Origin of the sequence: Micromonospora sp. NPDC051196 (assembly GCF_040682415.1) — a bacterium.
In the GTDB taxonomy this organism is placed as follows: Bacteria; Actinomycetota; Actinomycetes; order Mycobacteriales; family Micromonosporaceae; genus Micromonospora.
This window is the reverse complement of sequence record NZ_JBFBAY010000001.1, coordinates 600,639-615,103: the sequence shown is the minus strand read 5'-3', so window position 1 is coordinate 615,103 and position 14,465 is coordinate 600,639. Positions and strand designations below refer to the sequence as shown.

The 14,465-nt window shown below is 72.3% G+C and carries 16 protein-coding genes; 6 read left to right on the top strand and 10 right to left on the bottom strand.

Annotated features, from left to right (window positions below; genetic code table 11):
* Positions 1-10 precede the first annotated feature (10 nt).
* On the bottom strand, positions 11-799 hold the full coding sequence (locus AB0M35_RS02815) for an aldo/keto reductase (RefSeq protein WP_363740683.1): 789 nt from the start codon (positions 797-799) through the stop codon (positions 11-13).
* 122 nt (positions 800-921) lie between these two features.
* On the opposite strand from AB0M35_RS02815, the gene AB0M35_RS02810 reads away from it, so the two are divergent.
* Positions 922-1,965, top strand: coding sequence for a DNA polymerase ligase N-terminal domain-containing protein (locus tag AB0M35_RS02810; protein ID WP_363740680.1), 1,044 nt, complete (start codon positions 922-924; stop codon positions 1,963-1,965).
* Between the two features lie 16 nt (positions 1,966-1,981).
* On the top strand, positions 1,982-3,175 hold the full coding sequence (locus AB0M35_RS02805; protein WP_363740677.1) for a threonine synthase: 1,194 nt from the start codon (positions 1,982-1,984) through the stop codon (positions 3,173-3,175).
* A 7-nt stretch (positions 3,176-3,182) separates the two neighbouring features.
* Here the strand turns inward: AB0M35_RS02805 and AB0M35_RS02800 are convergent, their stop codons facing one another.
* The 3 genes from AB0M35_RS02800 to AB0M35_RS02790 form a co-directional block, all read right to left on the bottom strand.
* Positions 3,183-4,979, bottom strand: a complete 1,797-nt coding sequence (locus tag AB0M35_RS02800) for a glycoside hydrolase family 15 protein (protein ID WP_363740674.1) — start codon at positions 4,977-4,979, stop codon at positions 3,183-3,185.
* Positions 4,980-5,066: 87 nt separating this feature from the next.
* Positions 5,067-5,459: a cupin domain-containing protein gene (locus tag AB0M35_RS02795; RefSeq protein WP_363740671.1), complete on the bottom strand. Its 393-nt coding sequence runs from the start codon at positions 5,457-5,459 to the stop codon at positions 5,067-5,069.
* Between the two features lie 289 nt (positions 5,460-5,748).
* Complete coding sequence (locus AB0M35_RS02790; RefSeq protein ID WP_363740668.1) at positions 5,749-6,249, bottom strand: septum formation initiator; 501 nt, start codon at positions 6,247-6,249, stop codon at positions 5,749-5,751.
* A 103-nt stretch (positions 6,250-6,352) separates the two neighbouring features.
* Here AB0M35_RS02790 and AB0M35_RS02785 point away from each other — a divergent pair, with 103 nt between their 5' ends.
* From AB0M35_RS02785 to AB0M35_RS02775, 3 genes are all read left to right on the top strand, one after another.
* Positions 6,353-7,048 (top strand): response regulator transcription factor, encoded by a 696-nt coding sequence (locus AB0M35_RS02785; protein ID WP_363740665.1) that lies wholly within the window; start codon positions 6,353-6,355, stop codon positions 7,046-7,048.
* Entirely contained in the window at positions 7,045-8,319 is a 1,275-nt protein-coding gene (locus AB0M35_RS02780; protein ID WP_363740662.1) for a HAMP domain-containing sensor histidine kinase, read from the top strand. The genes AB0M35_RS02785 and AB0M35_RS02780 overlap by 4 nt, the downstream gene beginning before the upstream one ends.
* A 219-nt stretch (positions 8,320-8,538) precedes the next feature.
* The gene (locus AB0M35_RS02775; protein WP_363740660.1) at positions 8,539-9,084 is read left to right on the top strand and encodes a PepSY domain-containing protein; all 546 of its coding nucleotides are present in this window, start codon (positions 8,539-8,541) and stop codon (positions 9,082-9,084) included.
* A 105-nt stretch (positions 9,085-9,189) separates the two neighbouring features.
* Here the strand turns inward: AB0M35_RS02775 and AB0M35_RS02770 are convergent, their stop codons facing one another.
* Complete coding sequence (locus AB0M35_RS02770; protein WP_363740658.1) at positions 9,190-10,074, bottom strand: sulfotransferase domain-containing protein; 885 nt, start codon at positions 10,072-10,074, stop codon at positions 9,190-9,192.
* A gap of 94 nt (positions 10,075-10,168) precedes the next feature.
* On the opposite strand from AB0M35_RS02770, the gene AB0M35_RS02765 reads away from it, so the two are divergent.
* The gene (locus tag AB0M35_RS02765) at positions 10,169-11,242 is read left to right on the top strand and encodes a hypothetical protein (protein WP_363740656.1); all 1,074 of its coding nucleotides are present in this window, start codon (positions 10,169-10,171) and stop codon (positions 11,240-11,242) included.
* An 8-nt stretch (positions 11,243-11,250) separates the two neighbouring features.
* Here the strand turns inward: AB0M35_RS02765 and AB0M35_RS02760 are convergent, their stop codons facing one another.
* The 5 genes from AB0M35_RS02760 to AB0M35_RS02740 all read right to left on the bottom strand — a co-directional run bounded on the left by AB0M35_RS02760 (position 11,251) and on the right by AB0M35_RS02740 (position 14,461).
* Positions 11,251-11,532 (bottom strand): adhesin, encoded by a 282-nt coding sequence (locus tag AB0M35_RS02760; RefSeq protein ID WP_363740653.1) that lies wholly within the window; start codon positions 11,530-11,532, stop codon positions 11,251-11,253.
* Positions 11,533-11,856: 324 nt separating this feature from the next.
* Positions 11,857-12,171 carry a hypothetical protein gene (locus AB0M35_RS02755; protein WP_363740650.1) on the bottom strand — a complete coding sequence of 105 codons (315 nt, stop codon included), beginning with the start codon at positions 12,169-12,171 and terminating at the stop codon, positions 11,857-11,859.
* Between the two features lie 103 nt (positions 12,172-12,274).
* Complete coding sequence (locus tag AB0M35_RS02750; protein WP_363740647.1) at positions 12,275-12,712, bottom strand: nitroreductase family deazaflavin-dependent oxidoreductase; 438 nt, start codon at positions 12,710-12,712, stop codon at positions 12,275-12,277.
* 74 nt (positions 12,713-12,786) lie between these two features.
* Complete coding sequence (locus AB0M35_RS02745) at positions 12,787-13,746, bottom strand: hypothetical protein (protein ID WP_363740645.1); 960 nt, start codon at positions 13,744-13,746, stop codon at positions 12,787-12,789.
* A gap of 118 nt (positions 13,747-13,864) precedes the next feature.
* On the bottom strand, positions 13,865-14,461 hold the full coding sequence (locus tag AB0M35_RS02740; RefSeq protein WP_363740642.1) for a pentapeptide repeat-containing protein: 597 nt from the start codon (positions 14,459-14,461) through the stop codon (positions 13,865-13,867).
* Positions 14,462-14,465: the final 4 nt, after the last annotated feature.

The following is a 14,465-nucleotide window of genomic DNA, read 5'->3' as shown; positions in this document are numbered from 1 at the left end:
CGCCAACGGGTCAGGCGTTGCCGAGGGCGTCGATGTCGCGGATCTCCTCGGCGGTCAGCGAGAATCCGAAGACATCGGCGTTGGCCCGGATCCGCTCCGGAGTCACCGATTTCGGGATGGCCACGATCTCGTGGTCGATGTGCCAGCGCAGCACCACCTGGGCCGGCGACACGTTGTGTGCGGCGGCGATCCGGGTCAGCACCGGGTCGGACAGGTCGCTGGTCTTGAACGGGCTGTACCCCTCCAGGATCACCCCACGGTCCCGGTGCTCGATGTGCCGTTGCCGGTCGTACAGGAACGGGCTCCACTTGATCTGGTTGACCGCTGGGTTCTCCTCGGTGGACTGGATCAGCTCGTCGATCTGCCCGGTGCTGAAGTTGCTCACGCCCACCGCGCGGGCCAGCCCGGCGTCGCGCGCGGCCAGCATCTCCCGCCAGACCGGGATGAGGGCGCCCGGCTCGCTCGGCGGCCAGTGCACCAGCCACAGGTCGACGTAGTCGACGTCGAGGGCGCGCAGGCTCTCCTCGATGGTCTCCCGTTCCCGGCCGACCCGCTCGGGCGGCAGCTTGGTGGTCAGGAAGACGTCCTCGCGGCGCAGTCCGCTCTCCTGTACGGCCCGGCCGACCTCCGCCTCGTTGCCGTACATGGTGGCGGTGTCGATGTGCCGGTAGCCGGCGTCGAGCGCGGCGAGTACGGCCTTGTAGCCGGCTTCGCCGGTGGCCTGCCAGGTGCCGAAGCCGAGCAGGGGGATCCGGACGTCGCCGGGGAGAATGGCGGTGGGGTGGTCAGCATGCTCCATACCGACCGTTCTACCCCCGATCATGCCCGCCACGCCCGGAAACGGACCCGCCGATCTCGGTTGAACAGACCGACCCGGCCACCGACCGGGCACGATCGCCCGGTTTGCCGGAGAATGCGGGTGTGGCTGACCGGCTGGAGGAGTACCGGCGCAAGCGCGACGCCGCGCGTACCCCGGAACCGGTGCCACCTGAACGGCCGCGCCGCCGGGCCGGTGCCCGGCGCCGCTTCGTCATCCAGCAGCACCACGCTCGCAGCCTGCACTGGGACCTGCGGCTGGAACACGACGGGGTGCTCGCCTCCTGGGCGGTGCCGCGCGGCCTGCCCCGCGAACCGGGTCGCAACCACCTCGCCGTGCACACCGAGGACCACCCGATGGAGTATCTCGACTTCGCCGGTGAGATCCCGGCCGGCGAGTACGGCGGCGGTCGAATGATCATCCACGACCGGGGCACGTACCGCTGCGAGAAGTGGCAGGAGCGCGAGGTGGTCGTGGAACTGCACGGCGACCGGACGACCGGCCGGTACGTGCTGTTCGCCACCGGCGGCCGGAACGGCCGGGACTGGATGGTGCGGCGTACCGATCCGGCACCGCCGGGGTGGACCTCCATGCCCGACCTGGTCGCGCCGATGCGGCCCACCCCGGCCGCCCGGCTCCCCGCCGACCCGGCCGGCTGGGGGTACGAGCTGCGCTGGGACGGCGTCCGGGCGCTGGCCTACGTAGCCGGTGGACGGCTGCGGCTGCTCTCCGACACGGATACCGACATCACCGCGGAGCACTCCTGGCTCCGCCCGATGGCCGAGACGCTGGCTCCCGCCGAGGCCGTACTCGACGGCGTTCTGGTGCGCATCGACCGGGCCGGGCGGGTCCGGCCGGCCCGGGGCGGACGCGGCACCGCCGACGCCCAGTATCTCCTGGTCGACCTGCTCTGGCTGGAGGGGTCGACCAGCACGAACCTGCCCTACCGGCAGCGTCGGGAGCTGCTCGAAGCGCTGGCCCTGACCGGTCCGCACTGGCAGACTCCGCCGTGGTTTCCCGGCACCGGCGCCGAGGCCCTGCACGCCGCCCGAGAGCAGGGCCTGCCCGGCGTGGTCGCGAAACGGCTGGACTCGGTCTACGAGCCGGGTCGGCGCAGTCGGGCGTGGCGCAGCATCGACGCGAGCTGAGACGGCGAGGAGCATCGTGTACCTGACCCACCTCGAATGCCCGCGCTGCGGCCGGGAACACGACGCCGGGGTACCGCAGAACCTGTGCGACTGCGGCTCGCCGCTACTGGCCCGCTACGACCTGGCCACGATCGCCGGGGTGCTGCAACCGGAGCGGTTCGGGTTACGCCCGGCCACCCTGTGGCGCTACCGGGAGTTGCTGCCGGTGGCCGACCCCGGGCACGTCACCACCCTCGGCGAGGGGTGGACACCGATGCTGCGGGCCCCGGCGTACGGCGCCCGGATCGGCGTCGACGAACTGCTGGTCAAGGACGAGGGGTTGACCCCGACCGGCTCGTTCAAGGCACGCGGGGCCGCCGTGGGCGTCAGCCGCGCCCGCGAGCTGGGCATTCGCCGGATCGCCATGCCGACCAACGGCAACGCCGGTGCCGCCTGGGCCACCTACGCGGCCCGAGCCGGCATCGACGCCACCATCGCCATGCCGGTGGACGCGCCGACCATCTGCCGCCGCGAGTGCGTGGCCGCCGGCGCCGACCTGCGCCTGGTCGACGGGTTGATCGGCGACGCCGGGCGCCAGGTCGCCGCACTCGTCGCGGCCTCCGGCGGCGCCATCTTCGACGCCGGTACGCTGCGCGAGCCGTACCGCCTCGAAGGCAAGAAGACGATGGGGTACGAGATAGTCGAGCAGCTCGGTTGGCAGGTGCCCGACGTGATCGTCTACCCGACCGGCGGTGGCGTGGGGCTGATCGGCATCCACAAGGCGCTCGGCGAGCTGCGCGAGCTGGGCTGGATCGAGGACCGGCTGCCCCGCCTGGTGGCCGTGCAGTCCACCGGCTGCGCGCCGATCGTACGGGCCTTCGCCGCCGGGGAGGACCGGGCCCGGCCCTGGTCGCACGCGCACACCGTGGCGTTCGGCATCACCGTGCCCGCCCCGCTCGGCGACGAGCTGATCCTGTCCGCGCTGCGGGCGAGCGCCGGCACCGCGATCGCGGTCGACGACGCCGAGATCCTGGCCGACCTGCGGGACTTCGCCGGTTGCGAGGGCCTGCTGCTCTGCCCGGAGGGGGCCGCCTGCCTGACCGCCGCCCGGAAGTTGCGGGCCGGCGGATGGATCCGGGCCGGGGAGCGGGTGGTGGTGCTCAACACCGGAGCGGGTGTGAAGTACCCGGACACGGTGGACGTCTCCGGCGTGCCGGTGCTGCCCAGCTGACTGCGGTTCAGTCGCCGCTCGGCTCGGTCAACCGCCACGCGGCGTTGACCAGGCCGATGTGCGAGAGCGCCTGCGGCGTGTTGCCCAGCTGCGCCCCGCTGGCCAGGTCGATCTGCTCGCTGAGCAGGCCCAGGTCGTTGGCGTGCCCGGTGACCTGCTCGAACAGCCGTGCGGCCTGCTCTCGTTCACCGGCCAGCACCAGACACTCCACCAGCCAGAACGAGCAGAGCAGAAAGCCGCCGGAGTCGTCCTCCCAACGGCGGATCAGCCCGCCGGCATCGCCCAGTTCCCGCTGCACGGCCGCGATGGTGGCCCGCATCCTCGGGTCGTCGGCCGGCAGGAAACCCACCACCGGCAGGTACAGCGCCGCAGCGTCCAGCTCCGGTGAGCCGAAGGCCCCGGTGTAGGCCCCTCTGCCCTCGTGGAACCCCTCCCGCAGCACCGTGGCCCGGATCTCGTCCCGGATGGCCGACCACCGCAGCACGTCGGCGCGCTCGCCGAGCCGTGGGGCGAGTCGCACCGCCTTGTCCATCGCCACCCAGCAGAGCACCTTGGACGACAGGTAGTGCCGCTCGCGGTCGCGCGGTTCCCAGATGCCCCGGTCCGGCAGCCGCCAGGTGGCCGCGACCTGCTCAGTCAGGCCGAGGACCATCTCGCGCAGCTCGGTGTCGAACTCGTCGCCGAGGTAGTCACGCAACCGCCAGATCGCGGAGACGACCTCACCGGGCACGTCCGACTGCCGCTGCCGCCAGGCGTCGTTGCCGATGCGTACCGGCCGGCTGCCGGCGTATCCGGCGAGGTGGGGACAGTTGTGCTCGGAGATGTCCCGTTCCCCCTCCAGCCCGAACAGCACCGGGATCGGGTCGGCACCGATGCGGCCGATCGAGCGGGTCGCCCAGGCGAACAGTCGGGACGACTCGGCCGGGCAGGCCGCCACCCACAGCGCGCGCAGCGTCATCGAGAAGTCCCGCAGCCAGGCGAACCGGTAGTCGTAGTTACGGTCGCCGCCGATGACTTCCGGCAGTGAGGTGGTCGCCGCCGCGGTGACCGCGCCGCTGCGGGCGTACGTCAGGCCGGTGAGCACGGTCGCGCTGCGCCGGACCAGTTCCGGATAGCGTCCCTCGTACCGGTGACTCTCCCGGAACGCCTGCCAGGCGCGCACGGTGTCGGCCACGGTCGAGACCGGGTCCAGTTCGGCCGGTGGATCGCCGTACGCGGCGCCGAAGGCGAGGTCGAAGCCGAGCACCTGCCCCTCGGCGATCTCGAAGGTCTGCCGTACCCGGTCGGGGTCGGCGGGTAGTCGCAGCCCGTCGCAGCGCAGCACCAGTTCGACCGGGCCGGCACTGGCCAGCACCGCCCCGTCGGCTCGTTCCCGCAGGTACGGCCGGAGCAGCCCGTACTCCGGTCGGGGCTGGAAGTCGACGATCATCGGTACCCGACCGGACAGCCCTTCGACGACGCGCACCAGCACGGCGGGCGAGTGCATGCCGAGTTGGTGCCCCCGGGCGCCCATTTCGGCGGCGAGCGCGTCGGTGACCGCGACGCTGCCCTCCGGGGTGTGGTGCACGGTACGCAGCACCAGCGTGTCCGGCTGGTACGACCGCAGCACCCGGTGCCCGGCGGACCCGGCGGCGGCCGGGGCGAGCCGCCAGTGGCCGGCGTCGGTGTCGAGCAGGCGGGCGAAGACGGCCGGTGAGTCGAACCGGTGCGGGCACCACCAGTCGACCGAACCGTCCGTGCCCACCAGCGCGCCCGAGCGGCAGTCGGAGAGGAACCCGTAATCGGAGATCGGCCGCTGCGGCATCCGATGCGCGTACCCGATCTCCGGGGCGCATCACGTCGGGGCCGAGCCGCTCGGGCGAACCGGCACGGCCCCGAACCGGTCAGCAGGTCAGGAGGTCGGTGGTTCGTCGGCTCCGGCGGCCTCGGCCGCGTCGGCCTCCTCCTTGGTCCGGTGCACCGCCTGATCGGCATGATCCGGCGGACCGTAGACGGTGTAGAGCACCAGCGGGTTCGGGCCGGTGTTGACGAAGTTGTGCTTGGTGCCGGCCGGCACGACCACCAGGTCGCCCTGCACGACCTCACGTTTCTCGCCGGCGACCCGGGCTTCGCCGGTGCCACTGACGAAGGTGAGGATCTGATCGATACCCTCGTGGACCTCCTCGCCGATCTCCCCACCGGCCGGAATCGTCATGATCACCAGCTGGGTCTGTTCACCGGTCCACAGCACACGGCGAAAGTCCGGGCTCTTCTCGGCGACGGTCGCGATAGTGAAGTGCTCCATGCCCAGCACATACCCCGTCACGGGCCACGCCACGCCGGGACTGGCAAATGGTGGAATTGACCACGGATCGAGGGTTTGCCACACGATCGAACGGGGATCGACACCATGGCCGGCAAGCTCCGGCGATGCCAGGTCCCCGCTGACGTACCGCCGTACGGCTGCGGTGGTGGGAGACGGCCGAGCGCGGCGACGTTTCGATCCTCGGGTCGGACGGCGCCGCGCGCTCGGGTGCGGCGGCCGCCGGGTCCGCCGCCGGATTCAGGAGCGCGCCGTCGGGCTGGGCGGAAAACTAATCGTTGTCGGCTTCCAGGACCGGTACGCCGCCCACGCAGTGCACCGACAGCTCGTGCTCGCCACTCGGGCCGACGAACGTCACCTCGGCGTCGTCGTCGGGCCCCCGGTCGTAGTCGTCCACCCGGTAGCCCTGCTGCGGCGTCCAGGACACCAGGTAAACACCGCCCGGTACGCATTCGGCCACCGCACTGCCGCCGGGACTGGTGAAACTGCGTCGACTGCCGGCCTCGGCGCTCGGGTTCGCCGGCGTGGCGGGCGGACCCGTCGGGGTGACGTTCGGCCCGGTCGGAGCGGTGCTCGGGCTGGTCTGGCCGGCGGGCGGGACGGCCGGCGGGGGCTCGGCCAGGGCCCGGGCCACCTCCTCCTGGCTGCGGACGCCGCCCGGGGTTCCGGTGAGGCTCTCCCCCACCAGTTGGATCGCGGCGACCCCGATCAGCGTGGCGACGACCGCGGTGGCCAGCCACCCGGCGACGGCGAGGAAGGTACGACGGCCCATCACCCGACTATCCCCGATCGTCGGTTGAGGCGACCTTCGGGTAACCCTAAAACAGGGTTAACGGCACCGGCCGTCCGGCGCCGGCGGGGATACCCTGCCTGCTGTGGCCCGCCTGCTGTTGATCGAGGACGACCTGACCATCCGTACGCCGCTGGTGCGGGCACTGCGCGAGCGGGGCCACGCGGTGGCCGCCGCGTCGACCGCGATGGCCGGCCTGCGCGACGCCCTCGACGACCGACCGGATCTGGTCGTCCTGGACCTCGGCCTGCCGGATCTGGACGGCCGGGAACTACTCCGGATGCTACGGGCGGTCAGCACCGTACCGGTCATCGTGGCCACCGCCCGCGACGACGAGCGGGAGATCGTCCGGGTGCTCGACGCAGGTGCCGACGACTACGTGGTCAAGCCGTTCACCGCCGCCCAACTCGACGCCCGGGTACGGGCGGTGCTGCGTCGTGGCCCCGGCGGCCCGGCCGAGGAGGATCCGACCCTGGTCGTCGGAGGGTTGCGGATCGATCCCCGCTCACGGCAGGTCAGCCTCGACGGCGCGGCGGTCGAGTTGACGCCCCGCGAGTTCGACCTGCTGCGGCACCTGGCCACCCGGGTCGGTGAGGTGGTGACCAAGCGGGAGTTGCTGACCGAGGTGTGGCAGATCCCCTACGGCGGGGCGGACAAGACCGTCGACGTGCACCTGTCCTGGCTGCGCCGAAAGCTCGGTGAGAACGCCCAGCAGCCGCGCTACCTGCACACCGTCCGTGGGGTCGGTGTGCGCCTGGTCGCCCCGGAGGTGAGCGGGTGAGGGCGCGGTTGGCGCTGCTGGTCGCGGCGGTCAGCGTACTCATCGTGATCGCCTTCCTGGTGCCGCTGGCGCTGCTGCTGCGTACCGCCGCCGAGGACCGGGCCACCGTACGCGCCACCGGGGACGCACAGAGCCTCGCCACGGTGGTCGGCACCGCCGACGCGGACACCATCCGGCTGACCGTCGAACAGCTCGTCGCCGAGTCCGGTCGGCCGGTCAGCGTGTTCCTGCCCGACGGCACGGTGCTCGGCTCGCCCGCCTCGCCCACGCCGGCGGTGCAGCTGGCCGGACGGGGGCAGAGCCTCACCGCCGACACGTCCGACGGCCGGGAGGTGGTGATCGCGGTGCAGGGTCGGACGGACGGCACGGCGGTCATCCGCACGGTCGTGCCGTACACCGAGATGACCGCCGGGGTGGGTCGTGCCTGGCTGGTGCTGGCCCTGCTCGGGCTGGTGCTGGTGCTGATCGGCCTGGCCGTGGCCGACCGGTTGGCCCGTAACCTGGTCCGGCCGATCGGTGAGCTGTCGGCGGTATCCCACCGGCTGGCCAACGCCGAGTTGGACGCGCGGGTGCGGCCGACCGGCCCGGCCGAGCTGCGGGAGGTGGGCGGCGCGCTCAACCACCTCGCCGGCCGGATCCAGGAGTTGCTGGTGCAGGAACGGGAACAGGTGGCCGACCTGTCCCACCGGCTGCGGACTCCGCTGACCGCGCTGCGGCTGGAGGCGGAGTCGCTGCGTGATCCGCAGGACGCCGCCCGGGTCACCGAGGCGGTGGACGGGCTGGAACGGGCCGTGACCGGGCTGATCCGCCAGGCCCGCTGGCGTACCCCGGACGACGGCGCGGTGGTCACCGACGCCGTGGCCACGGTGGCCGACCGGGTGGCCTTCTGGTCGGTACTCGCCGAGGACACCGGACGCGCGGTCGAACTGGACCTGGCACCCGGTCCACTGCCGGTCGGAGTGCCCGGCGACGAGTTGGCGGCGGCCGTCGACGCACTGCTGGGCAACGTCTTCGCGCACACCCCGGACGGCACCGCCTTCGCGGTGCGGCTCGCACCCGCCGACCACCACGTCGCGCTGACAGTGGCCGACGAGGGTCCGGGCATCGCGGCCGACTCGGTACGCCGGGGCGCCAGCCAGGCCGGCTCGACGGGCCTCGGACTGGACATCGCCCGTCGGGCTGCCCAAGCCAGCGGCGGGCGACTCGAACTGAACGAGCGGCCCGGCGGCGGCGCCGAGGTGACACTCCTGCTCGGCCCCCCGAAGGGCTGACGGCCGCCCCGCCGCCGATGCTGGTCCGCCGCACGGTGATCAACTCCGTTTCGTCGGAGAGGCGGTTTCCCGCCCCTGCGGACCCCGCCGTTTCGGCGATACGGTGCGCCGGCCACGAAGCGCAGACCTGTCTTAACCCGGCCTTAGCGTTCCGACAGCGCGCGGCTATCGCACCGGCACCGATCCTCTAATGCAAGAACCGAGGAAGGGTGAAAGACGATGAAGCGCAACCCTCTGATGTTGGCGTCGGTCGGCGGCGCGGCGGCGGTGCTCGCCGCGGCCGGAGTGTTCCTGGGTGTCACCGCCGCCGACAGCGACCGGGCCCGGCAGACGACGCTCACCGCCGCGACCAGCGCCCCGACGACCGCAGGAGTACCGGACGACGACGCCACGCCGGACGGCAGCGCCACGCCGGCCACGCCGAGCGACCCGGCGGCCACCGGCACCCCGGCCGTACCGGCGGCACCGGGCAGCCCGGCGGTACCGACCGAGGGCGCGACGCCCGGCAGCGGCCAGGACGCGGTGAGCGCCGAGCGGGCCGGCGAGATCGCGCTGGCCAAGGCGGGCGGCGGTCAGATCACCGAGATCGACCGGGACCGGGAGGACGGCCGACCGATCTGGGAGGTCGAGATCGTCAACGGCGACATCGAGCACGAGATCGACATCGACCGGGAGACCGGTGCCGTGGTCAAGGCCGAGCAGGAGCCGGTCGATGACGATGACGATGACGACGATGACGATGACGACGACCGGGACGACGACTGACCGAAGCGCTGACGACGCGCCGCCCCGGCACGGCACCCGCCGTGCCGGGGCGGCCCGTTCTCGGCTCGGCGGCAACCCGAGCAGCGCTCTACGGGAGCACTGCGTTCAGCGACCCCGGTGCAGCCAGGTGAGCAGATCGGACGGGGCCAGCGCGGCGACCCTCGCGTGGTAGCGCGCCCGATCGGCCGCGCCGAGCAGGGCGCTGCCCTGGCCGGACCGGCCGTTTCGGAAGAAGGCCTGCCGATCCTTCAACACACCGGCCGGATCCGGGGCGAGCCGGTCGGCACGACTGCGCATCCGGTCGAAGGTGGCGGCCTCCACCAGATCCGGCCCCGGCGGGTCGAGACCCAGCAGTTCGGCGAGGCGACGCATCTGCCCGGCCAGGTCGGCGATCAGATCGTCGTAGTGGACGAGGTGCACGTTGGGCTGGTCGCGTCGAGCCCATGCGTCGCGCAGGTGCCACAGGACGCCGGGCAGCGAGTCCAACTGTTCGCGCGGGTCGGGGTCCGCGTCGACCCAGCGTACGAGCGCCTCCTCGATCGACAAGCGACGCCGGCCCGGCTCCGCCGGCCCGGTCTGGCCGGTGAGTTCGGCCAGGCGAGCCCGGTCGAGGTTCCCGCTCTGGTGGTGCAGTGAGACCGCCATGTCCAGCGGATGACGGGCCACCACGACGTAGTGCACCAGCGGATCGGCCGGTACGCCGTCCAGTGGGGTGTGGGTCTTGATGAATCGGCGATGCCGCTGAGCGGCCAGCCGCCCGTACACCTGTTCCGCTGGTTCGATCAGCCAGTCCAGCCAGGGCGAAAGCACACTCAACGGTGCCGGAAGGTCCGCAGTACGCAGCACCAGCAGCGCGCAGATCATCTGCATCCAGGTCGTCCCGCTCTTGGAACGCGTACTGATCACGATGTCACCGGGGCGTAGCGGGAAGTCACGCCAGCGGATGCTGTCCTCGTCATCGGACCGATAGCGGATCAACGAATCAGGCACCCGGTGACGATAGTCCGGCAGTTGACACCGCTCCGGGTATTTCTCCACCGTTTGCCCTGTGAGCTGGGAAAGTCGCTGGCTACATTGAATTATGATGCCCGCCCGCGAAGGCCGGGTGGCGGAACCGGTCTACCGCCCTGTGCTCACCGCCCGACGAGGTGAGCTGGAAGCGCTCGGTCACCTCGACAGCGTTCACGCCCCACTTGTCGTCCCGGTCCTGCAACTGTCCACAGCGGACGTCTCGACGGTGGATTCGCTCGGCCGACTGCCGGCGGGACTGGTGCCGGCCGTGGACGTCAGCGCCCTGCCCGACGGGGTCGAAACCGAGCTGGTCCGCTGGGATGTGCCGCTGCTGCCGGTGATCTGCCTGACCGACGGCGAGCGCCGACTGGCCGCACACGGGATCGCAGCCAGGGCGTACGGCGGTCGGGCCGTGGTGCGGCTGCGGATCGGCCAGGACCGGGCGGGCCCCGACGCCACCAACGCGATCGTGGAACGGATCTGGCGGTACGCACGGCTGGTCCCCGAGCAGTGCGATCTGCTGGTCGACTGCGGGGAGGTGGGCTGTCCCGCCGACGTACGAGCGGTCGAGCCCCGGGCCCGCCGGGCGCTGGACTGGGCCCGCCGGCATGCGTGGGGCTCGGTGAGCGTGGTGGCCGGGGGCATGCCGGTCCTGTCTCGGCTGCCCACCGACGAGCCGGTGCGGCTGTGTCGCTGGGACTGGCTGCTCTGGCAGCGGTTGGCCGACCTCGGCGTCGGCTTCGGCGACTACGGTGTGGCGTCGGCGGCGCCCGGCGTGGAGCTTGCCGGCGACCGGCTGCCGACCGTCCGGTACACCGACGACGACGCCTGGTGGATCTACCGCTGGTCGCGGCGGGGCGGGCGGGGCGACGAGCGGGTGGCCGACCTGTGCCGTGCCCTGGTGTCGGCGCCGCACTGGCCGCCGGCCGGGGCGAACTTCTCCTGGGGCGACCACGAGATCCTCCGGCGGGCCCGACGGATGGCCGGGGCCGGTTCGACGACCAACTGGCTGGCGTGGAGCACGTCGCATCACCTCGCTCAGGTGATGGAGGCGCTACGCCGGCCGGTTCGGGGCGGGGCGCGGCGATCCGGTACGCCGCCACGCAGTCGCGCACCGCGCGGCGGACAGACCCGTCACGTCGGTTGAGCGGCGGTCTACTGCTTCTCGGTGAACCCGAACTGCACGATCCCCTCGTCGTCGACCGAGGCGTCGACCGAGGCGTCACCGAGCAGGTCGGCGGCGTCGGAATCGAGGAAGATCCGGGCGCCCTGCGTGTCGACCACCTGGTCGCCCTCGACGGGCGCGGCGACCAGCTCGACGGTGAGCGATCCGGCCTCGGTGTCGGCGGCGATGCGTACCCCTCCGCCCTCGGCCACTTCCTGCTGGGCGGCGAGGTCACGGATCACCAGGACGGCGTTGTCGGTCATCGTGAGCATGGCGGGACTCCTCGTCGGATGTTCTCGGCTCCGGCACGGACGCAGGGTGCGCCGCCTCGCGGGCGGATCACACCACCGCCCGCACGCCGGAGGTACGGCGGCGTCCGGTGCTGGCCACTGCCAGCAGGATCGCCGGACGGCGGCCAACCACCGTCGCATCGGGGCAGCTCAGGGCCCCTTCTCTGCCCACGTTGCCCGGCGCCGAGAGATCCGTCAAATAGGCGGATGCCGATGGGGAAGGGTAGGTGTGAACGCCCCCGAAGCGGGTATCACCGCCTGTTCGGGCCACGGTCTGCGCTGACCTTCACGCCACGTCGGCCTGGATCAGGCGGGGGTCGGGGGCGGCAGCGGAGCGGCCGGGTCGCCGCGCTCGATCAGCGCGGCGATGTCGGCGGCACGCAGGCCGCGCAACGCCAGGACGCGGGTGCCCCACCGGTGCAGGCGGCACGGGTGCGGGCTGGCGTCGTTGCGGCAGACCGTTCCCCCGGACCACCTCCTCGGGGCATGCACCACGACGGCCCGGACGGCGAACTGCGCGTCCTCGGCGGTCACGTACGGCGGCAGGGGGATCTCCCGCAGGGCCGCTCCGGCCCGTTCGCCGGTAGGCCCGGTCGGACGGAGGGTACTGCTGCTCTTCATCGGGCCTGGGCCTCCACACAGGACGAATGAACACGGACAGCAGCACGTTACGAGCGGTCCGCCTTGCCACGACGGACAAACTGTCCCGGCCGACCGGACCGATTCAGACCCGCTCCAGCAACACCACTGGGATGTCCCGCTCCGTCTTCGCCTGGTAGTCGTCGTACGCGGGCCAGATGTCGGTCATCACCGGCCAGAGCCGGGCCTTCTCCTCGGCCGTGGCGGTCCGCGCCCGCGCGGTGAACCGCTCCGCGCCGACCTGCACCTGGGTGGTCGGATCGGCCTGGAGGTTCAGATACCACGCCGGATGCCGGGGATCTCCGCCCTGGGAAGCGACGACCACGTACGCCTCCCCGTCCCGCCCGTAGATCAACGCGGTACGGCGCAACTGCCCGCTACGCCTGCCCCGGGTGGTCAACAGCAGCGTGAAGACCCCCGGACGCCACTCGTGCCCCTCGGTGCCGTCGGTGGCGACGTACCGGTTGATGTGCTCGGCCACCCAGCCGGCTGGGCTGTCCAACACCTGTTCACCCGTGCTCATCGGTCCTCCTGGATCATGGTCGTCACCCGTCACACGCTACTGGTGAATCGCCCCGCCGGCCGCCCGACGGGTGATCAGCGCAGCGCCGCCGCCTGAAGGCCGACGTTGCCGCAGTGCGGGGTGAACGTCTCCTCCACCGTCCAGGAGATCAGCAGCCGGGTCCCCTTCGGCGCCTGAAACCGGATGGTGACCTGGGTGGAACTGCTGGTGTGCCGCTCCTCCAACCGCATCGTGCGACTCGGACCACCACCGGACAACCGCAGGTCCAGCCGCCCTCGCGCCATCCACACACCGAGATGGACGGTGGCGGTCCGCGGCTGGCCGTCGGCGACGACGGCCAGTTCGAAGCCGTTGCCCGTACCGCAGGTGTAGACCCCGTCGGGCGTGGCGTCGACGGACCTCACCGGCGCGCCGTCGCGCCACCGGAACAGCTCCTGATTGCCGTCCCAACCGCTGCGTTCGCCCCTGCCGCCCAGGTCACGGAGTTCGCCGGAACCGTCACGCTTGCGCACTGTGGTCGCCCCGCCGCCCAGCCCCCAGTGCAGCCAGTCACGCCGGCCCGACTCGGTGAGGTCCACCGTGTCGGGGATGTCCGCCCGGCTCACCGCGAGGGTCATCGGCGCCACCACGGGTGTCGAGGGTGCCGGGCTGCCGCTCGGGCTCGGGCTCGGCGACCGCTCGCGGGGCTGTAGGCCGGGTACCGCCATGGCGGTGGGCACCGGGCTGGGCAGGAGCGGTCGTCCGACCACCGCCGGCAGGCCGTTGGACTCCGCCGGATCCTCCAGGCCGGGCTCGGACCACCAGTCGACGAACGCGACCAGGACCAGCAGCCCGGCGAAGGCGGCGAGGGCCTCCACCGCGTACCGGCGCCGCCGACGGGCCCGCGCCAGCCGGCGAGCGGCCCGCGTCGTGCCCTCCGGCCTGGCCGGCTGCTGGCGGTGGGTGAGCGAGCGGTGCCGGGCAGGCTCGTCGCGGCGCCTCCCCCGGGCCGGACGGAACGTCGCGTCGGTCGGTGCGGCGGGTTCCTCGGCCACCGACTCTCCACTTCTGCCGGACCGGACTCGCACCGGCCTGCTCGACCCGGACGCGGGGCCGACTCACCTTGACATTACGGACACCCTCGACGCCAGTCGATAGAAAGCATCTGGGACGTCAGGCGCGGACGTCGAAGCCGAGCGCCTGCGTCAGCGCCATGGCCTGCCCGACGTCGACGACGGTGCCGACGCGCTGCACGGCCGTCGGGTCGAGCCCGGTCAGGTCGCTGCCCCGCAGGTCGGCACGGGACAGCCGGGCGTTGCGCCAGTGCGCGTCGGACAGGTCGCTCCCGCTGATCGTCGCCCCGGTCAAATCGGCACCGGCCAGGTCCGTCTCGCGCATGCGGACCCCGGTGAAGCGGGTGCCGCGCAAGTCGGCCCCGGCAAGCGTGACGAACGACCAGTCCCCGCCGGTGACGGTCAGCGGGCGCAGGTCGCACCGGTCGAAGGTGCTGCCGACGAACTTGCAGCCGGTGAATTCGGCCTCGAACAGGTTGCACCGGACGAACGTGCAACGGGTGAAGGCCGAGTCGGTGTGCCGGGACACGTTGAACCGCACGTCACCGAAGGTGCAACCGGAGAAGGAGGCACCCCGACTGGTCGCCTCGGTCAGGTCGACCCGGTGGAAGGTGCAGCCGACGTAGTGCCGGTCGCCGAGGTCCTCGGCGTACCAGTCCTCGTCGTGGAAGGTGACATCCTCGATCGGCTCCGGCATCCTG